At 67.0% G+C, this 22348-nt stretch carries 19 protein-coding genes; 9 read left to right on the forward strand and 10 right to left on the reverse strand.

What is annotated here, in order from left to right:
* The first annotated feature begins 821 nt into the window (after positions 1-821).
* The 6 genes from ACWPXK_RS02400 (at position 822) to ACWPXK_RS02425 (ending at position 9296) form a co-directional block, all read left to right on the forward strand.
* The gene (locus ACWPXK_RS02400) at positions 822-4676 is read left to right on the forward strand and encodes a murein biosynthesis integral membrane protein MurJ (protein WP_454194357.1); all 3855 of its coding nucleotides are present in this window, start codon (positions 822-824) and stop codon (positions 4674-4676) included.
* 331 nt (positions 4677-5007) lie between these two features.
* On the forward strand, positions 5008-5568 hold the full coding sequence (gene sigM, locus ACWPXK_RS02405) for an RNA polymerase sigma factor SigM (RefSeq protein ID WP_454195413.1): 561 nt from the start codon (positions 5008-5010) through the stop codon (positions 5566-5568).
* Positions 5569-5669: 101 nt separating this feature from the next.
* Entirely contained in the window at positions 5670-6467 is a 798-nt protein-coding gene (locus ACWPXK_RS02410; RefSeq protein WP_454194358.1) for a hypothetical protein, read from the forward strand.
* 128 nt (positions 6468-6595) lie between these two features.
* Complete coding sequence (trxB, locus tag ACWPXK_RS02415) at positions 6596-7576, forward strand: thioredoxin-disulfide reductase (protein WP_454194359.1); 981 nt, start codon at positions 6596-6598, stop codon at positions 7574-7576.
* Between the two features lie 33 nt (positions 7577-7609).
* Positions 7610-7942 (forward strand): thioredoxin, encoded by a 333-nt coding sequence (gene trxA, locus ACWPXK_RS02420; protein WP_454194360.1) that lies wholly within the window; start codon positions 7610-7612, stop codon positions 7940-7942.
* Positions 7943-8102: 160 nt separating this feature from the next.
* Complete coding sequence (locus ACWPXK_RS02425) at positions 8103-9296, forward strand: N-acetylmuramoyl-L-alanine amidase (RefSeq protein WP_454194361.1); 1194 nt, start codon at positions 8103-8105, stop codon at positions 9294-9296.
* Positions 9297-9368: 72 nt separating this feature from the next.
* On the opposite strand, the gene ACWPXK_RS02430 is transcribed toward ACWPXK_RS02425, so the two are convergent.
* From ACWPXK_RS02430 to ACWPXK_RS02445, 4 genes are all read right to left on the reverse strand, one after another.
* On the reverse strand, positions 9369-10097 hold the full coding sequence (locus tag ACWPXK_RS02430; protein WP_454195414.1) for a GNAT family N-acetyltransferase: 729 nt from the start codon (positions 10095-10097) through the stop codon (positions 9369-9371).
* Positions 10098-10528: 431 nt separating this feature from the next.
* Entirely contained in the window at positions 10529-11563 is a 1035-nt protein-coding gene (locus tag ACWPXK_RS02435; protein ID WP_454194362.1) for a ParB/RepB/Spo0J family partition protein, read from the reverse strand.
* 69 nt (positions 11564-11632) lie between these two features.
* Positions 11633-12589, reverse strand: a complete 957-nt coding sequence (locus tag ACWPXK_RS02440; protein ID WP_454195415.1) for a ParA family protein — start codon at positions 12587-12589, stop codon at positions 11633-11635.
* A 594-nt stretch (positions 12590-13183) separates the two neighbouring features.
* Complete coding sequence (locus ACWPXK_RS02445) at positions 13184-13315, reverse strand: hypothetical protein (RefSeq protein ID WP_454194363.1); 132 nt, start codon at positions 13313-13315, stop codon at positions 13184-13186.
* A gap of 68 nt (positions 13316-13383) precedes the next feature.
* Here ACWPXK_RS02445 and ACWPXK_RS02450 point away from each other — a divergent pair, with 68 nt between their 5' ends.
* On the forward strand, positions 13384-13554 hold the full coding sequence (locus ACWPXK_RS02450) for a hypothetical protein (RefSeq protein WP_454194364.1): 171 nt from the start codon (positions 13384-13386) through the stop codon (positions 13552-13554).
* Between the two features lie 281 nt (positions 13555-13835).
* Here ACWPXK_RS02450 and rsmG read toward each other — a convergent pair whose 3' ends face one another.
* The 6 genes from rsmG to rpmH all read right to left on the reverse strand — a co-directional run bounded on the left by rsmG (position 13836) and on the right by rpmH (position 17511).
* Positions 13836-14624: a 16S rRNA (guanine(527)-N(7))-methyltransferase RsmG gene (gene rsmG, locus ACWPXK_RS02455; RefSeq protein ID WP_454194365.1), complete on the reverse strand. Its 789-nt coding sequence runs from the start codon at positions 14622-14624 to the stop codon at positions 13836-13838.
* Positions 14625-14767: 143 nt separating this feature from the next.
* Entirely contained in the window at positions 14768-15274 is a 507-nt protein-coding gene (locus ACWPXK_RS02460; RefSeq protein ID WP_454195416.1) for a Jag family protein, read from the reverse strand.
* Between the two features lie 158 nt (positions 15275-15432).
* A complete protein-coding gene (gene yidC / locus ACWPXK_RS02465; protein ID WP_454194366.1) occupies positions 15433-16515 on the reverse strand; it encodes a membrane protein insertase YidC in 1083 nt (360 codons plus the stop codon).
* A gap of 4 nt (positions 16516-16519) precedes the next feature.
* Positions 16520-16918, reverse strand: a complete 399-nt coding sequence (gene yidD, locus ACWPXK_RS02470; protein WP_454194367.1) for a membrane protein insertion efficiency factor YidD — start codon at positions 16916-16918, stop codon at positions 16520-16522.
* Entirely contained in the window at positions 16915-17346 is a 432-nt protein-coding gene (gene rnpA / locus ACWPXK_RS02475; protein ID WP_454194368.1) for a ribonuclease P protein component, read from the reverse strand. The genes yidD and rnpA overlap by 4 nt, the downstream gene beginning before the upstream one ends.
* Positions 17347-17367: 21 nt before the next feature.
* Complete coding sequence (rpmH, locus tag ACWPXK_RS02480) at positions 17368-17511, reverse strand: 50S ribosomal protein L34 (RefSeq protein WP_006550910.1); 144 nt, start codon at positions 17509-17511, stop codon at positions 17368-17370.
* Between the two features lie 646 nt (positions 17512-18157).
* Here rpmH and dnaA point away from each other — a divergent pair.
* Positions 18158-20095 (forward strand): chromosomal replication initiator protein DnaA, encoded by a 1938-nt coding sequence (dnaA, locus tag ACWPXK_RS02485; protein ID WP_454194369.1) that lies wholly within the window; start codon positions 18158-18160, stop codon positions 20093-20095.
* Positions 20096-20994: 899 nt separating this feature from the next.
* Positions 20995-22170 carry a DNA polymerase III subunit beta gene (dnaN, locus tag ACWPXK_RS02490; RefSeq protein ID WP_454194370.1) on the forward strand — a complete coding sequence of 392 codons (1176 nt, stop codon included), beginning with the start codon at positions 20995-20997 and terminating at the stop codon, positions 22168-22170.
* Positions 22171-22348 lie beyond the last annotated feature (178 nt).

The raw sequence follows: 22348 nt of genomic DNA on the forward strand, positions 1-22348 counted from the left end.
AAACCGCTTCTACCTGCATCAATGTGGTATCCCACGGTGTCGTGTGGCACGGTGGAGGACAATCGGAGTGTTCCCGGGCCGGCCCGGGTCGGAGGGACGCGATGGGCAGAAGGTTCACCGATCACGGTGGACCTGTGTGGTAAGCCGCGGCTCACCACACCGATGGGGGTGCGGATATCCCGGCAGGTACAGGAGGCATGATGAGCGACGATGACATATCGGCTCATCGCCCTGGACCAGGTGATCGGCTCGACGGGCCACCGGCCCGCCGAGCGCCGGTCGCACCGTGGGAACGCCGTCCTCCGCATCCCGAGGCCGGTGATCCGGAGTTGAACGGCGGCCAGAACGGCGGCCAGCCGCAGGTGCCGCAGATCAGTCGTCCCTCGGCCGCGCCGCAGCCCAGGCCGGGTCAGCGCATGCCACCACCGCCGCCCGCACCTCAGCCGCGACCGCAACGGCCGCCCGTTCCACCCCCACCACGCTCCGATCCCGGGCCGCACCCGGGCCAACGGCAATACCCCGCGGCGCCACCTCCGGGTGCCGGACGGCCGCCCGGTTCCGCACAAGTGTCCGGTTTCGCACAACGGCCCGGCCCCGGACAGGCGGCCGGTCCCGCCGAGCAACGGCGCCCGCTGCCGCCTGGTCCCGCACGTCCGGGACCGGGACAGCCCGGTCCGCTCCCGACCGGTGCGCCGAGGCCCGCGCCCGCCGTGCCGCGGCCACCACACTCGGGTGCGATTCCGGCCACGCCGCGTCCGCCGCAGTCGGGTCCCATCCCGGCCGGGCAGCGCCCGCCCCAATCCGGACCGATCCCGGCCGCCGTGCCCGAGTCCGGCCGAGTGCCACCGCCGCGCTATGCCCCGCAGCAGCCGCAGCAATTCCGGCCACCGCCGCGGCAGCGGCCGCCCGCGCCGGTCCGGCACGAGCACGCCGAGCCGGACCGCCCCCGCACCAGGGAGTGGCCCGCCGCCACGACCACGGAGCCGCCGAAGGACGAGGACTCGAAGCAGAGTTCGAGTGCCCGGCTGCTCAGCGACTCCGGATCGATCGCGTTCGCGACGCTGATCAGTCGGATCACGGGGTTCGGCAAGCAACTGCTGCTGCTGACCGTGCTCGGCCCGGCCATCGCCAGCGCGTTCACCGTCGCCAGCCAGATCCCGAACATGATCGCGGAATTGGTGCTCGGTGCGGTGCTCACCGCCATCGTGGTGCCGACGCTGGTGCGCGCGGAGCAGGAGGACCCCGATCGCGGGGCCGCCTTCGTCCGGCGCCTGGTGACCGCGGCCTTCATGGTTCTGGCCACCGCCGCGCTGTTGGCTACGGCGGCGGCGCCGGTGCTGACCACGCACGTCTTCCTGTCCGACGACGGCCAGGTGAACACCGCCCTCACCACGGCGCTGGCCTTCCTGCTGCTGCCGGCGATCCTGTTCTATGGCATGTCGGCGCTGCTCACGGCAATCTTGAACACCAGGCAGATGTTCAAGCCCGGCGCGTGGGCTCCCGTGCTGAACAATCTGGTCGTGCTGGCCGTGCTCGGCCTGTACGTGCTGATGCCGGGCGAAATCACCCTGGATCCGGTCCGGATGAGCGATCCCAAGCTGCTCGTGCTCGGCGTCGGCGTCCTGAGCGGCGTAGTCGTGCAGGCGGTCAGCCTGATCCCGGCGATCCGCAGGGCGGGCATCGACCTGCGTCCGCTGTGGGGGATCGACGCCCGGCTCAAGCAGTTCGGCGGCATGGGCGCCGCCATCGTCCTGTACGTCCTGATCAGTCAGGCGGGTTTCGTTTTCGCCACGCGGATCTCCTCGCATGCCGATGCGGCCGGCCCGGCGATCTACAACAACGCCTGGCTGCTGCTGCAACTGCCTTACGGCGTGCTCGGTGTCACGGTGCTCACGGCGATCATGCCGCGGCTGAGCCGCAACGCCGCGGCCGACGACACGCCCGCGGTCGTGGACGATCTCTCCGCCGCCACCCGGCTGACCATGATCGCCCTGGTTCCGGTGGTCACCTTCCTCACACTGGCCGGCCCGCAGGTCGGGCAGGCGCTGTACGGCTACGGCAACTTCGGCTCCGACGCCGAGCGCCTCGGCCTCGCGGTCAGCTGGTCGGCGTTCGCGCTGATCCCGTACTCCCTCGTGCTCATCCACCTGCGCGTGTTCTATGCCAGGGAACAGGCGTGGATTCCGACTTGGATCATTCTCGGCATCACCGCCGCGAAGATCGTCTTCTCGGCGCTGGCCCCGATGGTCACCGACGCCGAGCACGTGGTGATCGCGCTCGGCGTCGCGAACGGCCTAGGCTTCGCGGTCGGCGCCGTGGTCGGCGGCTTCCTGCTGCACCGCAGCCTGGGCGATCTCCGAATGAGCAACGTCGGCCGCACGGTGACCCGGGTGGTGCTCGCGTCGCTCGCCGGCGGCGCGGTGATGTGGATCGTGGACCGGGTACTCGGTTTGGATCGGCTGAGTGCGGCCTTCGACGGTCCCGGCTCGCTGATCCGGGTGGCGATCACCGCGATCGTCATGTTCGCGGTGGCCTTCGGCCTGATGCGACTCGCCGGGATTCCCGAGATCGTCGCCATCACGGTGGCCATCTCGCGGCGCCTCGGGTGGACCCCGCCCGCGCCGGATCTCGACCTGGAGAGCCCGGTCGAAGATCCCTACGTCACGCAGGTGCTCCGCAGGCCCGACCCGTATCTGGCCTACCCGCGCTTCGACCCGTACATGGATGCCCAGACCATGGTGCTGCCCGTGATCAGAGCGGAAGCCGTTGACCGCACCGGCGTGGGTGAGTTCCCGTACCCTGTTCGGCAGAGAAGCACAAGTGGCGAATTCGCCGGAACCTCGACATATCAGGGCGAAGGAGGACCGAGGGTGAGCGACGACGCGGTGGGCGGCGTCCCAGCCGCCGATTCTTCTGCGACCACGGCCGGCGGACTGTCCACCGATGTACCGCCGACCGCGGGGGAGCCGTTGGATCCCGCGTACGCGAACAAGGAGCCGGGCACGGCTCCGCCGGATCAGGGCGCGGCGAGACCGCAGGAGAACCAGCTGCCGCCGCGCGATCCGATGTACGACACCGGGATGATCCCCATCGGCTCGCCGGAGATGCCGCCGATGGGTGGGGAAAACCTCGGCGCTCGGCGCATTCCGCGCGGCCCCAAACTGATCCCGGGCGCCTCGGTGGCCGGTGGGCGCTACCGGCTGCTGGCCAGCCACGGCGGTGCGCGCGGCCTGAAGTTCTGGCAGGCGCTGGACATCAAACTCGACCGCGAGGTCGCGTTGACCTTCGTCGACGCCGACCAGAAGGCGGCCGACAACTCCGGCCACGACGGCCCCCAGGCGATCCTGTCCCGCACGCTGCGCCTCGGCCGGATCAATTCGCCCGGCCTCGCCCGTGTTCTGGACGTGGTGCGCGGCAGCTCCGGCGGCATCGTGGTCGCGGAGTGGACGCCGGGCCGCTCCCTGCGCGAGATGGCCGAAACGGTGCCCTCGCCGATCGGTGCGGCGCGCGCCATCCGTGCGCTCGCGTCGGCGGCCGAGTTGGCCCACCGCGGCGGTGGGTCGCTGTCCATCGACCACCCCGACCGGGTGCGCATCAGCGCGTCCGGTGACGCGGTGCTCGCCTTCCCCGGCACGCTGTCCGATTCGGACGCACAGTCCGACGTGCGCGGTCTCGGCGCGATGCTCTATGCGCTGATCACCGCGCGCTGGCCGATCCGCTCCGGCGGAGTCACCGGCGCCGCCGCCACGGTCGGCGGCTTGCGGCTGGCCGACTTCGGTCCGGATGGCACCCCCATCGAGCCGCGCCAGATCCGCCCCGAAGTACCGTTCGAGATCTCCGCGGTCGCCGTGCGCTCCCTGGAATCGAACAAGGGCGTGCGCACCGCCGCCACGGTCCAGCACGTGCTGGAGCAGGCGTCGGTGGTCGACCAGAAGACCGATTTCATCCCGGTGCTTCGACTCGGTCAACGCCCGCCCGCGAACATCGACGACTCGCTCGCCGATCCGGAACTGCTCGCGGCGGAGCGCGAACGCTCGCAGCGCATGATGTGGATCATGGTGGGGCTCGGCATCCTCGCCGCACTGGTGGTCGGCATCGTCATCTGGTGGATGGTCAGTGTGTTCGCGCCGGGCGCCTCGGAGGCACCGCTGAACGAACAACGCAATATCGGGCTGACCACCAACAGCCAGCCCGCCCCTACTCCCGCGGCGGCTGGTCCCAACCTCACATCGACCGGCGTGCCGGTCCCGGTGACCGGCGTGACGGTGTTCTCTCCGGAGGGCACCCCCGACGGCGTCGCCAACGTGCAAGCGGTGCTGGACAACGACCCGGACACCCAGTGGCGCACGGATCAGTACTTCCAGCAGTTCCCGGCGCTCAAGAAGGGCGTCGGCCTGCTGGCTACCCTGCCCAGCCCAGCCAAGCTCACGAACGTCTCGATCAATTCGCCCAGCGCGGGCACGTCGGTGGAGATTCGCACGTCACCCACCGGCTCGCCGACCCTCGATCAGACCCAGCTGATCGGTTCCGCCCGGCTGGACGACGGCGTCACCGACATCCCGGTGCGCGCCGATCAAGCCGCCCGCTATGTGCTCGTCTGGATCACCGGGCTGGGGAACTCCGGCGGTCAGTTCCAAAGTCTGATCGCCGACATTCGTTTCGACGCCGCACCTTAGCCCGGATCCACACGGAGCTTTCGCGGCACGTACTCGCTCGTGCCGGCCATCCGCACGCACGCGCTGGGCGTCGCGCGTTCCTCTGATTTCCGCCCGCTCCCTTGGTTGCTGCCAAATCGTGCCGAACGATATGATCTTCGAGCGCTCTCAGCAGGGGAGCTTCCCGGGCTCTGGTGCTATCGATCCCGGATGCTGCGAAATTCTCGGCGATGGTCAACCGTGCCCGTTGCCGCCGTGAGCGCTGTCCAAGGGGTTGGCATTGTCATCCGAATTGAACGAGGGGTTTCGCGGGGGGACGTCGCGGCCGGTCGCGTACCGCGAGCGCTCGTTCATCCCCGATGAGTACACCGATGTCGAGTTGTTGCGGGCGCACGTCCGTGGGCAGCGGCACGCGTTCGCGGAGTTGCTGCGCAGGCATAACGATCATTTGTGGCAGACGGCGTTGCGCACCTCCTATACCCGGGAGGACGCGGCGGATTCGCTGCAGGACGCGTTGTTGTCGGCGCATCGCACGGCGGCGTCGTTCCGCGGCGAGGCGGAGGTCCGCAGCTGGCTGCACGCGATCGTGGTGAACGCCTGCCTGGATCGGATCCGGCGCAACAAGACCAGGCGCGCAATCTCGCTCTCACCCGAGACCATGCCCGAACCGAAGGACGAACGCGATGAGATGGCCGAGCTGGAGATGTCTATGGTGATCGATCGCGCCCTGTTCGCGCTGCCGCCGGAGCAGCGCACCGCGTTGGTCGCGGTGGATGTGGAGGGGTATAGCGTGGCCGAAGCGGCCGCACTGCTCGGTGTCGCGGAGGGGACGATCAAGAGCCGGTGTGCGCGGGCGCGGCAGCGGTTGCAGCTGCGGTTGGATTTTCTGCGTGATCCGGGGAACCGGAGGTAGCTGCGATGCGTCATTAACAGTGACGAACCACGACGCGATGTAGAGACAGCCCCGTCGGCGAGGGGATTGCCGTGATGTCAGAGGCGAACAACGGAGGTGCGATGGCGACCCGGGTGCCACGGCCTGCGCTCACGGCCGAGTTACTCGCCGACCTGCACGCCGACAACGTGGCGCCGGAGCAGCGTGAGCAGTTGTGGCCCGCGGTCTCGCGCGACCCACAGGCGCTGCGTTACCTGCGGTCACTCGATAAGGTCAGCGCCGAGCTCCGTGCCTTGGGCCGGGACGAGCGCATCATCCACACCATGCCCGCCGACGTCTCGGCCCGCCTCACGCAGTTCGTCGACGAGTTGGACTCACCCGAGGGGCCGGCTGCGCAGGACGCCACGATCCATTCTTTGCCGTCCGTGCCGACGGATGAATCCGGCGGGGAACCAACGGTTTCGGAATCCACGCCCGCACAACCGGTCGTGCTCGACGAGCACCGCCGCGGCAGGTTGCGCTGGTTGGCCGCGGCAGCCGCGGCGATCCTCGCTGTCACCGGTGTGGGCGGCGTCGTCTCGACGCTGCGCGGCGGTGACGACCCCGCACCACCCACCGCTCAACCCACCACTGGAACCGACGACCTCGGCGAGGATCTCACCGCCACCGTCGCGCTCTCCGCCCTCGGCCGCCACACCGTCACCGGCTCCCTCGCCAACCCGGCCGCCTTGAACCGCTGCGTACAAGCCAACGGACTCGATCGGACCGTCCTCGGCTCCACCGACATCACATTCCAGCGCCGCAACGCGGTCCTCATCCTGCTCAGCGGCCCGCGGCCACCCACGATCACCGCGCTTGTCGTCGGAACCGGTTGCGGCGCAGACGATCCACAACGCCGGGCATTGCAGGACATCGGCTGAACCTGCGATATCGGGCACACGCACGGTGTGACCCGGACAACGCGGGAACAACAGCCATTACCCTGTTGTTGACCGACACGTCCCTGTCGTCCACCGACACGTCCACTGCAACTCCCCGGAAGGGCCCCATGAGCGTTCGCGACCTGATCATCATCGGCTCCGGACCTGCCGGCTACACGGCCGCTGTGTACGCGGGCCGGGCCGAGCTCGAGCCGCTGCTGTTCGAGGGGACCCAGTTCGGCGGTGCGCTGATGACCACCACCGAGGTGGAGAACTTCCCCGGCTTCCGCGACGGCATCATGGGCCCGGATCTCATGGAGGAGATGCGCGAGCAGGCCAAGCGGTTCGGCGCGGACATCCGCACCGAGGACGTGGAGGCGGTGGATCTCACCGGCCCGATCAAGAAGGTCACCGTCGGTTCGGAGGTCTACGAGGCCTACGCCGTGATCCTCGCCATGGGTTCGGCCGCGCGGTATCTGAACGTCCAGGGTGAGCAGCGGTTGCTCGGCCGCGGTGTCAGCGCGTGCGCCACCTGTGACGGCTTCTTCTTCAAGGGACAGGACATCGTCGTGGTCGGCGGCGGCGACTCCGCGATGGAGGAGGCCACCTTCCTGACCAAGTTCGCCTCCAGCGTCACCATCGTGCACCGGCGCGAGGAGTTCCGCGCCTCCCGCATCATGCTGGAGCGCGCGAAGGCGAACGAGAAGATCAAGTTCGTGCTCCATGCCGAGGTGATCGAGGTGCACGGTGAGAACAGCGTCACCCACCTGACGCTGCGCGACACCCGCACCGGCGAGACCTCCGAACTGCCCGCTACCGGCCTGTTCGTCGCGATCGGCCACGACCCGCGCAGCGAGCTGGTCAAAGGCCAGATCGCGCTGGACGACGAGGGATACGTGCTGGTGCAGCACCCGACGACCGCCACCGACATCCCGGGCGTCTTCGCCGCGGGCGATCTCGTCGATCACACCTACCGCCAGGCGATCACCGCGGCGGGCACCGGCTGCCGAGCGGCCATCGACGCCGAACGCTGGCTGGCCGAGCAGGGCGATATCACCTCGAACACCCTCGACAACGCGGGCGAGTCGGTCACCGTCCCCGCCAACTGATCTTCCGTCTCGCCGTATTCCAAGGAGAAATTCATGTCCGAGTCCGCCAAGACGGTCACCGTCACCGATGCGTCCTTCGCCGACGACGTGCTGCTCAGTGAGAAGCCCGTCCTCGTCGATTTCTGGGCCGACTGGTGCGGGCCGTGCAAAATGGTCGCCCCCGTCCTGGAGGAGATCGCGGGCACGCACGCGGACAAGTTGACCATCGCGAAGCTGGACGTGGACGCCAACCCGAGCACCGCCCGCGATTATCAGATCCTCTCGTTGCCCACTATGATGCTGTTCCGCGGCGGTAAGCCGGTCAAGCAGATCGTCGGAGCGAAGGGCAAAGCGGCTCTTTTGCGGGAACTCGACGGCGTCATCTGACGACGCGAAACGATAACGCGCCGTAGGATGCCTGGACCCGGGGAATTGTCGCAACCCGGTCCGGGTCTGAGACAATCGACCGACGCTCCGGTCGTGCGAAGGTGTATCCCATCGCATGAGTGGGTACCCGCGGGTTGACGGAAGGAAAGGGCTCTCACGCATGCACCGACTTCGTCACGGCGATTCCGGTCCAGCCGTAGCAGAGGTTCGGGGCACCCTGGCAAGTCTCGGGTTCCTACATGCGCACGTCGGTACCGATCACGCGGACGCACGCGAGTACTGGAAAGACGCCGACGTCTCCTTCGACCATCAGCTCGACTCCGCGGTCCGTGCGTTCCAGCAGTACCGCGGGTTACTTGTCGACGGCGTGGTCGGACCGGCGACCTATCGGGCGCTGAAGGAGGCGTCTTACCGGCTCGGTGCGCGCACGTTGATCTATCAGCTCTCCGCACCGCTGTACGGCGACGACGTGGCCACCCTCCAGCGCAGGCTGCAGGACCTCGGTTTCTACGTACACCGCGTCGACGGCTATTTCGGGCCGCACACCCATGACGCGCTGACGGCCTTTCAGCGTGAGATCGGGTTGTCGGCGGACGGCATCTGCGGTCCCGACACGCTTCGCTCGCTGGACCTGCTCGGCGCCAGGGTGACCGGAGGCAATCCGCATCGCATCGCCGAGGAAGAAGTAGTGCACCGGGCGGGCCCGCAGCTGACCGGCAAACGGATCGTCATCGACCCGGGGCTCGGCGGTCCGGACAAGGGCTGCGCGGTGCCCACCGAGTACGGCGACGTCTACGAGTCGGAAATCCTCTGGGACTTGGCGAGTCGCCTGGAGGGCCGGATGGCCGCCACCGGCATGGAGACCTTCCTGTCACGTCCGTGGGGGGCCAACCCGACCGACGCCCAGCGCGCCGATACCTCGAACGCCTTCGACGCCGATCTGATGATCTCGCTGCGCTGCGCCACCAACCCGAGTCCGCTCGCGAACGGCGTCGCCGGGTTCTACTTCGGCAACTCGCACGGCTCGGTGTCGATGATCGGCCAGGTGCTGGCCGGTTTCATCCAGCGGGAAGTCGTCGCGCGAACTTCATTGCAGGACTGCCGGACCCATGCGCGAACTTGGGATCTCTTGCGTCTCACCAAGATGCCGACCGTACAGGTCGACATCGGCTACCTGACAAACGAATACGACGCCTCGGTGCTCACCAACCCGCGCATGCGGGATGTGATCGCCGAAGCGATCCTGATCTCGGTGAAGCGGCTGTACCTGCTCGGGCAGGACGATCAGCCGACCGGTACTTACACTTTCGCGGAATTACTGGCCGAAGAGCTGGCCGCAGCGGACCGGATGTAGAACTCGTTGCCCTGAAAACGGGAAGCGCCCCCTGTCCTTTCGGATCGGCAGGGGGCGCTTCGATATTCCGGCTCAGGGCGCGCCGATGCGGGTTGGTGCGGTCATCGAAGCCGCCGCGAGGAGCTGGTCCAGCGCCCGTTCGACGTCTTCCTTCCAGCCGTGATCGGAGTCCAGCTCCAACCGCAACCGGGGGAATCGGTGATGGGGGGCGACGACCTCGAAACCGACGTCCTCTAGGAAGTCGGCATCGATCATGCAGGTCTCCGGCGAGCATTCGGTGGCCGCACCGGACGCGCTCGCACCATTGATCGGTGTGATGATCCGTTCCATCAGCGTCATCGAGCCGAAGCGCTCCGACAGCGCCTGCGTGGACGGATCGGTGCGAATGCCGAACGCCTCCAGCGCGCGCACGCCGCGGCGCACCAGATCTGCCACCACCGCCTGGATCAATTGATGGGCAACATCGGCATCCTGATAGGGAAATTCGGACCGCAGCGTGGTCAGCAGGACCGCGTCCGGGCTTACCGGAGAAGTAGGGAAGAGGGTGGCCCGCGGCACCGCGCTCGGCGGGGCGTACAGGGCGCAGCCGGCGACATTGCCGTCGACGTTCGCTACCTGTCCGCACGAACCCCACTCGAGCATGACCGTGGACAGCCACGCTTCCTTCTCGAAGACCGGATCGCTGAAATTGCGGGAGTCCTCGGCCACCGCGGGATCGATCTCCCAGAAAACGCAGCGCCGCGCATGCGCGGGAAGCTTTTCCAGTCCGCCGAGGGTAAGTGCTGTGACGCTGGTCGACACCGCTCTGCTCAGCCTCCAGCTGTCCGATTCATCCACGCTCACGCCTCCGCCTCGCTAGCGCTCGCCCCTGGCGTGCGCGTTGCGCGCTGTGACATGGCTCGCTCGCTCATGCCTGCGCCTCGCTGACGCTCGGCTCCGGCACGAGCGAGTGCTCGGCTGTGTCCATTGTTCGCTCGCTGCGCTCGGCTGTGTCCATTGTTCGCTCGCTGCGCTCGCTCATGCCGCATCAATATTTGCTCGCCAGCAAGAATAAGCGATCAAAGGGAACCCGCCTCATTCCATGTCGCTGTGCTGTTGGTCAGAAGAACTTGTGCTGCTCTGCCCCCGGAGCAGCACACGCTCCGAGGCCGCGCGGAGCCATGCCGTCACAGTGACGTTTCGGCCGAAGGCCCGCACCCATGGAAATCACAAGTTAAATTTCGTCACTTCTGTCACTGAGTAGCGACCGCCCCGTCATCAGGTGTGTTCTGCTCCATCAGGGAGACGATCCGCTCGAGGTCTTCGATCGACCCGAACTCGACGACGATCTTGCCTTTGCGCTTGCCCAAACTCACGGTGACCCGGGTGTCGAACGAGCCGGACAGCCGATCGGCCACGTCCTGCAGACCCGGCATGTGGATCGGCTTCCGCCGGGCAACCGGGGAGGGCGCCGCGGCGCCCGGATCTCGGTTCGCCAGCGTGACGGCTTCCTCGGTAGCCCGGACCGAGAGTCCCTCGGCGACGATGCGGGCGGCGAGCACCTCTTGGGCGTCCGCACCCGCTTCGAGACCGAGCAGTGCCCGCGCGTGCCCGGCGGACAGTACGCCCGCCGCGACCCGGCGCTGCACCGGGATCGGCAACTTCAGTAGACGGATCATATTCGTCACGACGGGGCGGGAGCGACCGATTCGGGCCGCCAATTCCTCATGGGTGACGTCGAACTCCTCCAACAGCTGCTGATAGGCCGCCGCCTCTTCGAGCGGATTCAGCTGTACCCGGTGGATGTTCTCCAGGAGGGCGTCACGCAGCATCGCCTCGTCCGCGGTCTCACGGACGATCGCGGGGATGGCGGCCAGACCGGCCTCCTGGCATGCCCGCCAGCGCCGCTCGCCCATGACGAGCTGATAGCGGTCGACGCCTGGTTCCAGTCGGCGCACCACGATCGGTTGCATCAGACCGAACTCGCGGATCGAATGCACCAGCTCGGCCAGCGCCTCTTCTTCGAAGGCGGTGCGGGGCTGCTTCGGGTTCGGCTCGATCTGATCCGGCGGGATCTCACGGTAGATCGCGCCACCGACCTCGAGCTCGGCATTGTCGTCGGCGGGGTCGGGGACCCGGTGCAGGTAGGTCGTGGTGGGCTGCGGCCCGATCGGATCGAGACCGATGACGCTCGCAGCGGAGCCACTGTGCCCCGGCGTGGCCACCGGTGCCGTCGGGATCAGCGCGGCGAGGCCGCGCCCGAGTCCACCCTTCTTCGCCTGACTCATCGGTCTACTGATCCCTTCCTCGTTCCGCCACCAACCGGACTTCGCCGAGCATCGACTCGGCCGACCGAGTCACTCCGCCGACTTCGTCGCGGCAGCGCGCGGCACCATCGCGCGGGCTGCCATCTCGCGTCCGGCATCCAGGTAGCTCATCGCACCCCGGGAGCCTGGATCATAATCGAGCACCGTCATGCCATAGCCCGGTGCCTCCGACACCTTCACGCTGCGCGGAATCACCGAGCGCAGTACGACATCGCCGAAGTGTCCACGGACCTCCTCGGCGACCTGGTCGGCCAGCTTCGTGCGGCCGTCGTACATCGTGAGGATCACGGTCGAGACATGGAGTTCCGGATTCAGATGCGCCTGCACCAGCCCGATATTGCGGAGTAGCTGCCCGACACCTTCCAGCGCGTAGTACTCGCACTGAATGGGGATCAGCACCTCCTTCGCGGCGACCAGCGCGTTGACCGTCAGCAGCCCCAGCGAGGGTGGGCAGTCGATCATCACGTAATCGATGTCGTATCCGGCGATATTCGCCTCCTGGATGGCGGCTTTCAGCCGACCTTCCCTGGCCACCATCGAGACGAGTTCGATCTCAGCACCGGCCAGGTCGATGGTCGCCGGGATGCAGAGCAGACGCTCATTGTGCGGACTCGTTTGGATAGCGTCCCTGACCGACACCTCGCCGATGAGCAACTCGTAGCTGGACGGGACGCCTGAATGATGCTCGATCCCCAGGGCGGTACTGGCGTTGCCCTGCGGATCCAGATCGATCACGAGAACGGTCATCCCCTGATGCGCCAGGGCGGCCGCCAAATTCACAGCGGTGGTCGTCTTTCCGACGCCACCTTTCTGATTGGCGATCGTGATGATGCGTTGCTCATGCGGTTTCGGCACAGTCGCCTTTCCTGGATGGAGGACCTGACTTGCGCGTTGGGCTTCGGCGGCTATCGGGGTCTCGCTCGGCGAGATGTGCCCGAACGGTGTGCTTCCGAATGCCTCCGCGTCGAAATTGCTGGAGTCCAGCATCCCCGGCACGCGCGACGTCGTTTCCCGTGAAACATTCGCCGGACCGCTCGACATAGACAGCTCCTAACCCGAGAAACTTCAGAACACGTGCGCGCGACGGACAGGTCGACGTCGTGTTGCAACAGCCTTGTGTCGGATCGAACACGATGCACAACCGGGTTCGCGGCGCCCGATCGACCGAGCGGAGCTCTTGCCGCTGTGACAACCAGATCCTCCGTGGCACCTACGCTCACGCCCGACGCACACTAGCTTGCCAGCACTCAGCGCGATAAGAAAGCTGAATCGCGGCGAGGCGCACAGCGACACGCAAATCCGCACGGTTTCCCGCCGCCACGCCCGCTGTTTCACATGAAACATCGCCATGCGGATCGAACGTGTTCGGGGTAGCCAGCGAGTGCAGGCGATCCTCAAGAGCCGCATTGGTTCAGCGCGCGTGCCCAGATCGGCCGGTTGGGTGGGTTCGCTCGAAGCCATGTTTCACGTGAATCATGCGGAGGCATATGCCAAACGAATACAGTCGCGGGAGGAGAATCATTGGTGCGGCAGCTGGGTCCGCTCGATTCGACTCCGCCACGGTAGGCGGCGGATTCGAGCTCATCGACGAAGCACCGATCCGATCGAACTCGCGGCCGGGCAGTGATACGTGGTCTCGGTGAACGCGCCCAACCGCATGCCTTCTTCTACCCCCACCAATCGCCATGGCAGCAGCCGGATTCCCTCGGACATGGATCCAAGAAGCGGGATCGCCCTTGCGGACTGCATCAGCTCCGTCGTGCATTCCTGCGCTGCGGCCAATGGCAAAAGGGACAGCCCTCGGCCGCACCCGGGTTTCGTGCAGCCGCATGGCGATGGGGGGATCAGCACCGGTCGCGCTCAACTCGACTTCGCCGCTGCCCGGACTGTGGGGCATCGGGAAGATCGGTCGTGCCGCCATCACCGCCGCGGATCCGCGTCGATTCACGTGAAACATTGTCAGGCACTCTGCGGCACATGCCGGGCACGACTTTTGAACACGAAATGCGGTGACGAGCGGACCGATCAACTCGGCGGCGCACTTCGGTACGAGTGCCCGCCACTCACTCAGCGCAGCGGCTGATCGACATCAATCGGCTCAGCTTCGTCAGGGTGACGAAACAACCCCGCCCCCAAGGATCCGAATGCCCAAACCCGCGATCGAGCGTGCTGGATCGCGGGGCTTTAGGTGTGGGATCGACCGCACACGACCATCTCTCCCGACGACAAACCCTTACTCGGATTTCCGAGTCGCACGCTTGGTGCGGCCGCGCTCCATCACCCCGCTGCGAGCCGCCTTAGCGCCCGCGCGTTCGGCGCGCCGCCGGGACGTGCGTTCGGCGCGGGGGAGTCGTTCAGCGCTGATCACCATCGTCGGCGTGGACACCAATCCGACACCACACGCCAGCACGACCGCATTACCGGCGCCAGCCCGCACCAAGGCGTCGCCGTCGCGTTCGAGTTCTTCCGCCGCGCTGGCTCCCTTCAGCGCGAGCATGTGCCCGTGGTCGCGGAGGAGGGGAAGCGACCACTGGGCCAACTTGCCGAGCGGAGCAACCGCGCGGGACGTGACGACGTCCGCCCCGCCGGCTTCCTTCATCACGCCCGACTGTTCCGCACGGCCACGGACCACGGTCACGTCCAATCCCACCGATTCGATGAACTCGCTCAGGAAGATGGTGCGGCGCAGCAGCGGTTCGACCAACGTGATCCTGAGGTCCGGCCGCGCGATCGCAAGCGGAATCCCGGGAAGTCCGGCACCGCTACCGATGTCGACCACGGACGCGCCCTCCGCGATCAACTCGCCGAGTACGGCACAGTTCAGGATGTGGCGATCCCAGAGCCGGGGCACCTCGCGCGGACCGATCAGCCCGCGCTCCACGCCCGCGGTCGCGAGCGCCGCGCAGTATCGCTGCGCGAAATCGAGTCGGTCGCCGAAGACGGTCGCCGCCGACGCAGGTGGTTCCAGCTCCTCCGCGGGCACCGCGGTGGTTCCACCGAGATCTCGTTCCACGTGAAACATCCTTCCGAACTCGAGTCGATCAACGAGCGAGCAGTCGGGCGCCGGACACGAATAAGGCCCCCGGTCCGAAGACCAGAGGCCCTATCCAACCACTACCCATCCGGCCGCGGAACACGCGGCTGCCTCCTGCCTTGGCTCGGCACTCAGGCGGGAACGACCACCACATGGCGGTTCGGCTCGACTCCTTCGCTTTCGCTGCCGACACCCTCGATCGCGGCCACGGCGTCATGCACGATCTTCCGCTCGAACGGGGTCATGGGCGCCAGCGATTCCGGCACACCCGACTCCAGCACCCGCTGCGCAGCGGCCGTACCGAGCTCGCTCAGCTCCGACCTCCGCTTGGCCCGCCACCCGGCCACGTCCAGCATCAGCCGGCTGCGCACACCCGTTGCCTGCTGAACAGCCAGGCGAGTCAATTCCTGCAAGGCGTCGAGCACTTCACCGTTGCGCCCAACGAGCTTCGTCAGGTCGCGGCCGCCGTCGATGCTCACGACAGCGCGGTCGCCTTCCACGTCGAGATCGATGTCACCGTCGAAGTCGAGTACATCGAGCAACTGTTCGAGATAGTCGCCGGCGATCTCGCCTTCCTCGATGAGAGCTTCCTCGGCGTCGTTCTCGACGTCGCCGACATCGGACCCGGCGTTCACCATCGTCGTCGCCACAGTGGCGTCCCCTCCGTCGGTCTCAACAGTCATTTGATTTCCTTCATCTGCTCATCGCGCGCGCCGGGCAATCGCCGCCGGGCGGTATTCGCGATCAAGGGGTTGCTCAGCGATAGAGATGGACCTGTAGGCCCACCGATTGGGGGTCAGCGCCGACGCTTCTGGTTCGCCCTGCCCCGGCTCGTCGACCGCTTCTGGCCGCCCGCCCGGCGTTGGCTCGCGGCCTGCTTCGCCGGTTTGGCGGTGCCGTTCGTCGACGCCGCCGCACCGGCCTCGTCCGTCCCGGTGTCGGCCTCAGCGGATGGTGCCGGCTTCTTCTTCACGTTGACCGGCTTGGCGCCCGGCTTCGGCGCGTTCTGCGCGCGCTGTTCCAGCTTCGCCTGCTTCTTGGCTTCCTCTTCCTTCTCCATCCGGCCGAAGACGAGGTGCTGCTGCCCGTAGGTCCAAATGTTGTTGGAGACCCAGTACAGCAGGATGGCGATCGGCAGGAACGGACCACCGACGAGCACGCCGAGCGGGAACACCCACAGCGCGAGCTTGTTCATCATCGCCGCTTGGGGGTTGGCCGCGGCTTCCGGTGTCTGCCGCGCAACCGAGGCGCGCGCGTTGAAGTGGGTCGCGAGACCGGCGATGACCATCAACGGGATCGCCACGAGCGCGATGCTCAAGCGGCTCGGCACGCCGCCGTAGTCGGCGAACGCCTGCAACTCGCTGACGGGCGTGGTGATGAACGCCGAGATCGGCGCTCCAAAGATGCGAGCGCTCAGGAACGACTGGACGTCGGCGGCACTGAAGACGTAGTTCGCGGTGTTCGCGTTCTGCTCGGGCGTCAGGCCGAGCTGGCCGAAGCCGTGCCCGGTCCGGTTGAACGACCGCAGCACATGGAACAACCCGAGGAAGACCGGCACCTGAGCGAGGACAGGCAGGCAACCCATCAGCGGGTTGAAGCCGTTCTCCTTCTGCAGCTTCTGCATCTCGGTCGCCATCTTCTGGCGGTCGTTCTTGTACTTCTTCTGCAGCTCCTTGATCTGGGGCTGCAGCTCCTGCATCTGCTTGGTGGTGCGCACCTGCTTGACGAACGGCTTGTAGAGCAGCACGCGCAAGGTGAACACCAGGAACACCACAGCCAGTGCCCAGGTGAGACCGTTGTCCGCGCCGAACGCGAACCCGAAGACCCGATGCCAGAACCAGAGGATCCAGGACACCGGGTAATAGATGAAGTCGAGCACGGTTCTATGCACTCCCGTCGTTCGTGTCGCCGATCACCGCGTGCGGTGATCCTTTACAAGCGTTCGGCTGCGACCGCGGCTCGGCAGGAAGGCTCGGTTCCTGCGACGCCGCGTCGGTAGCTGCCTCGTCCACGGGCTCGGCGCGGAGGGTGCTCCGCTTCCGCTCCGGGACGGGGTCCCACCCACCAGGGTGCCAGGGCGCGCATTTGGCCAAGCGCACGACCGTCAGTACGAGCCCGATGAACACGCCACGGGTGCGCAGCGCGGTAACCGCGTACTCGCTACACGTCGGGGTGAATCGGCACACCGGCATGCGGGTGGGGGAGACATAGGTCCGATACAGCTCGATCAGAAAGATCAGCGCGTTCGCGGGCAGTTTGGTGATCGTCGCGGGCATGCTCATGTCGGACCGCCCGTCCGCGCTCCTGCCGCGGCGCCGGCGCCGAGCTTGCGCAGGGCGCCGCGCAGCTGGCGGAGCAGGTCTTCCGAGGACGCCGTGGCGGCACCCGGAAGTACCCGGATCACGACATCGGTTCCCGGCGGCACCTCGGCGAGCACCTGGGCACACATATGACGCAGGCGGCGAGCAACGCGATGTCGAATCACCGCGTTGCCCACCGCCTTGCTGACAATCAACCCGAAGCGCGGTCCACCCACGCGAACCAGCTTGTCGTCCGGGATCTGATCGTGTCGTTCATTCACGCCCACGACTCCGTCATACTCGCCTAGGAGCGCGTGCACGACCAGATCACGCCTCCCGATTCGCTGGCCGCGGCGCACCGTCCGGGAGAAGTCGGCACGATGATGCAACCGATACGGCTCAGGCAACACCCGAGCGTCCGAGAGCGAGGATCAGGCAGTGAGGGAAGCGCGGCCCTTGCGGCGACGCGCCGAGACGATGGCGCGACCCGCACGGGTGCGCATCCGGAGACGGAAGCCGTGCACCCGCGCCCGACGACGGTTGTTCGGCTGGAACGTCCGCTTGCCCTTGGCCACGGTCAACACTCCTCGAGTAGGCGGGCGCCAGGTAGCGCCCGAAGCTTGTCGGTGATACGTGTAGTGCGCGAATGAATCGCAGGTCTGGTCATCATCGGCGCGCGTCGGTCCTGGCGCACAGTCGGTCGATCACGACCTAAACGCGGTCAGCACAAGACCGCCACCGCACCAAGGGGTGACTGTACGAGGGTACTGATCGGTCCGGGGCGGGTCAAACTCGCCCCACTCCTGCGAGCCGGAGCCCGCGACCAGGCAGAATCGGTCGCGACGAGTCAGACGCCCTGGCAATGACCGTGAGCTCGTCCACACCCCTGGCCACCGCGCACCTCGGCCACCAGGGTACGTAGCCAGGCGATTGCTGCAGAACCGCAGGTCGCAGCGCTGCCGCCCCCGCGCGTGCGCGCGTTCCTCAGTTCCCCAGGGTTCTCCACATCTGTGGATAATTGTGTGGAAAGACCCCTGGAGTGGCATATTCGTAGGGCCGACGGTGCCACGCCGCTGCCCGGATGGGGGACCCGGACAGCGTCCGAACCGGTTACGGACGTACGCAGGATCACGGGACCGACCCCAGCACGGTCGCACCTCACCCCTCCCCGCGTACCCCGGCCGTCTGCTCCTATCGACCTACTTCCGGGGAGGAAACTGCATGGACGACGAGCAGAACGTGTTGGCCACGGTGTGGCCCGAGGTTGTCACCGAGCTCACCACCGGCTCACCGGACGGCGCCATCCCTCCGGTGACCCGAGCGCAGCAGGCCTGGCTGAAGCTGGTCAAGCCACTGACGGTCGCACAGGGGTTCGCCCTGCTCTCGGTGCCCTCGTCGCTGGCCCAGGAGGCCATCGAACGCGATCTGCGCGAACCGATCCTCCGCTCGCTCGCCCGTCGACTCGGTCCCCAAGTGGAAGGACTCGGCGTCCGTATCGCCGCCCCGACCAGCCCGACGGTCGACCGGCAGAGCAACACACCCCGGCATGCCAGGATGACGAGCAGGCCCGAGCGAGCGCGGGACGTCGGGCGCGGTCCAGCGACATATCCGGGTTCCGACTTCCCGGGCCGCGACGCATATCCGGCGCCCCGCTACGCACAGTCCGCCGACTACGCGCCTGCGTCGCCCTACGACGATGGCTCCGACTTCTCTCGATCCGAATACGGACAGGAATTCGCGCCCGGGGACGAGTACCGCCAGGCGGATTACGGTCACCCTGACTACCCTCCGCGCGGCGAGTACTCGACCATGGCCGAACTGCCCGGGGTGTCCGCGCCGGACGCCGCGCCGCGGCGCGAAACCGGACTTCCGCCGCGCCGCGACTCGGCCATCCCACCGGGCCAGGAGTCACTGTTCAATCCCGAGCCGGGACCGGGCCCGCTGCGCGGCCCGATCCGTGCCCCGGTGCGGGAATCCGCCGAGACCGATACGGGGCTGGCACACGATCCGGTGCGCGAGCCGGTCGGTGACAACCCGCGCGGTGACCATGACGACGAGCCCGTGGTGAATGTCCGCAACTCCTGGCCGACCTACTTCACCAAGTCGCAGGAGTCCGCTCCGTCGACCTCCTCGGCCAGCCTGAACGCGAAGTACACGTTCGAAACCTTCGTCATCGGCGCGTCCAACCGTTTCGCACACGCCGCGGCTGTGGCCATCGCCGAAGCCCCCGCGCGCGCGTACAACCCGCTATTCGTCTGGGGCGCTTCGGGATTGGGCAAGACGCACCTGCTGCACGCGGCGGGTCACTACGCGCAGCGCCTCTTTCCCGGCATGCGGGTCAAGTACGTCTCGACCGAGGAATTCACCAACGACTTCATCAACAGCCTGCGCGACGACCGGAAGGTCGCGTTCAAGCGTCGCTACCGCGAGACCGACATCCTGCTGGTCGACGACATCCAGTTCATCGAGGGCAAGGAAGGTATCCAGGAGGAGTTCTTCCACACCTTCAACACGCTGCACAACGCGAACAAGCAGATCGTCGTCTCCTCGGACCGTCCACCGAAGCAACTGGCCACCCTGGAGGAGCGGCTGCGGACGCGGTTCGAGTGGGGATTGATCACTGATGTGCAACCGCCGGAACTGGAGACGCGGATCGCGATTCTGCGCAAGAAGGCGCGGATGGACCGGCTCGATGTGCCGCATGACGTGCTGGAGCTGATCGCCAGCCGGGTCGAGCGCAACATCCGTGAGCTGGAAGGGGCGCTCATCCGGGTGACCGCGTTCGCCTCGTTGAACGGTCAGCCGCTGGATCTGCCGCTGGCCGAGGTGGTGCTGCGCGATCTCATGCCGGATACCGCGGCGCTGGAGATCAACGCGGCGACCATCATGGCCGTCACCGCGGAGTACTTCAACACCACCCTGGAAGAACTCACCGGCCCGGGCAAGGCTCGGCCGCTCGCCCAGGCCAGGCAGATCGCCATGTACCTGTGCCGCGAGCTGACCGATCTGTCGCTGCCGAAGATCGGTCAGGCGTTCGGTCGCGACCACACCACGGTGATGTACGCGGAGAAGAAGGTGCGCAAGGAGATGACCGAGCGGCGCCGCGTCTACGACCAGGTCCAAGAACTCACAGCCCGAATCAAACAGCGCTCGCGCTGAGATCCATACACAGCTGAGCACCGCCTCTGACCTGGGGCGGTGCTTTTTTGTGGGTTGTGGATTCCTCGAGGAATCCTTGTGGAGTCCTCGAGGAATCCACTGGGTTGTCCACCGATTCGTGCACAGGCGAGGGTGAGCGTCCCCAGTTGTCCGCTCACAGGCCGAATTCAACAGTTTCCCCAGGGGCGGTTGCACACACCCGGTGACCAGCACGGTGTCCGGATCAAGCCTTGTGGAATCCTCGAGGAGTCCGTGTGGAGTCCTCGAGGATTCCTCGAGCTGTCCACCATTTCGTGCACAGGTGTGAACAACCGGGTGAATCCGGTGGAACAACTCGAGGAGCGCTCGAGGATGAATCGGGGACAACCGGTGAACCTCCACAGACGCCTGGTGTTCATCCTCGAGACACCCCTCAGTCATCCCCACGGCACCACGCCCGCTGACCAGTGGATTCGGCCGCAGTCCACAGAATCCACAGCCCCTACTACTACTTCAGTTCTTCTCATTAGAGATCTCTCTTCAAAACAGGGTGTGTGGAAAGTCGGTCGAGCGACGAGGCTTCGGCTCCACGCCGTTTCCGGCATGGAGAACAGAGCCGGCCGACGTTCCATGCGCACGGTCGGCACCGCGCCACGCTCCCGGCGAATGAACGAATGACGAACCCCGGCCGCACACGCGCGACGCGTTCGCGCCTGCTCGACCCACTCGGCAGCCCTCACGGCACCGACTGGGCGTACCGCCGGAGGGTCGGGCTAGGTGCTCGTCTTCCACGCGGGTACGGTTTGATGTCGGTCGCCTGTGCCAGACTGCGAAGGCGGCCGATTCGGCAGGACCCTTTCGAGCACCGACACTGACGAGCCGACAACAGATCACGGAACCGGGAGAGGACAGATCGGGCGATGGAGCTTGCAAGCATGAAGTTTCGGGTCGCCCGCGAGGATTTCGCCGACTCCGTCGCCTGGGTGGCGCGCAGTCTTCCGTCCCGGCCCCCCGTTCCGGTGCTCGGTGGTGTGCTGCTGGTCGCCGACGAGGACGGGCTGACCGTCTCGGGTTTCGACTACGAAGTGTCCGCGCAGGTGCGCGTCGCGGCGGAGGTCGCGGGTCCGGGCCAGGTGCTCGTCTCCGGCCGACTGCTGGCCGACATCACCAAGGCGTTGTCCAACAAGCCGGTCGATGTCTCGGTGGACGGCACCCGGGTGCTGATCACCTGTGGCAGCGCGAAGTTCTCCCTGCCCACCATGCCGGTCGAGGACTATCCCCAGCTGCCCGAGGTGCCGCAGCAGACCGGTGAATTGAGCGTCGAGGTCTTCGCCGAGGCTGTCGGACAGGTCGCCGTCGCCGCCGGGCGCGACGACACCCTGCCCATGCTCACCGGAATCCGGGTGGAGATCGAAGGCTCGCAGGTCGTCCTCGCGGCGACCGACCGGTTCCGCTTGGCCGTCCGGCACATCGAATGGCAGCCCGCGCGCCCCGACATCGAGACTTCGGTGCTCATCCCGGCCAGGACGCTCTCGGAGGCCGCCAAGACGCTCGGGCCGTCCGACGCCCCGGTCCAGTTGTCGCTGGGCTCCGGTGCGGGATCGGACGGCCTGCTCGGCATCGTCAACGCCGGCCGCCGCACCACCACCCGCCTGCTCGACGCGGAATTCCCCAAGTTCCGCCAATTGCTCCCCAAGGAACACACCTCGATCGCCACTTTGGCGGTCGCCGCGCTGACCGATGCCATCAAGCGCGTCGCACTGGTCGCCGAGCGTGGGGCCCAGGTGCGGTTGGAGTTCACCTCCGACGGTCTGCTGCTGTCGGCGGGCGGCGACGACGCCGGCCGCGCCGAGGAATGGTTGGAGGCGGACTTCCGCGGCGAGGCGCTTACCATCGCGTTCAACCCGGGCTACCTCGTCGACGGCTTGTCCGCGCTGCACGCCGACCGGGTCACCTTCGGCTTCACGACGCCGAGCAGGCCCGCTGTGCTGCTGCCCGCTTCCGAGGAGGAGCCGGAGGTGCTCGACTCCGGAACGTTCGCGGCGCTGTCCAGCCCGTACATCTATCTGCTGATGCCGGTCCGGCTCCCGGGCTGATGGCCGGTGCATGATCGGGTACCGTGCGGATCCACGCCGCGTGATCCGGTGCAGCTGAGCGGCCATATCGCTGGGCAACCACCAGCGACGTCGGAGAACGCGGTCGCGCCGCGGGTGTCCGCGCACTCTATCCACAGGTGTTCCACAGGCCTGTGGCCTGTGACATGGGGATCGGCGG

The sequence above is a fragment of the Nocardia sp. Marseille-Q1738 genome (assembly GCF_965283145.1).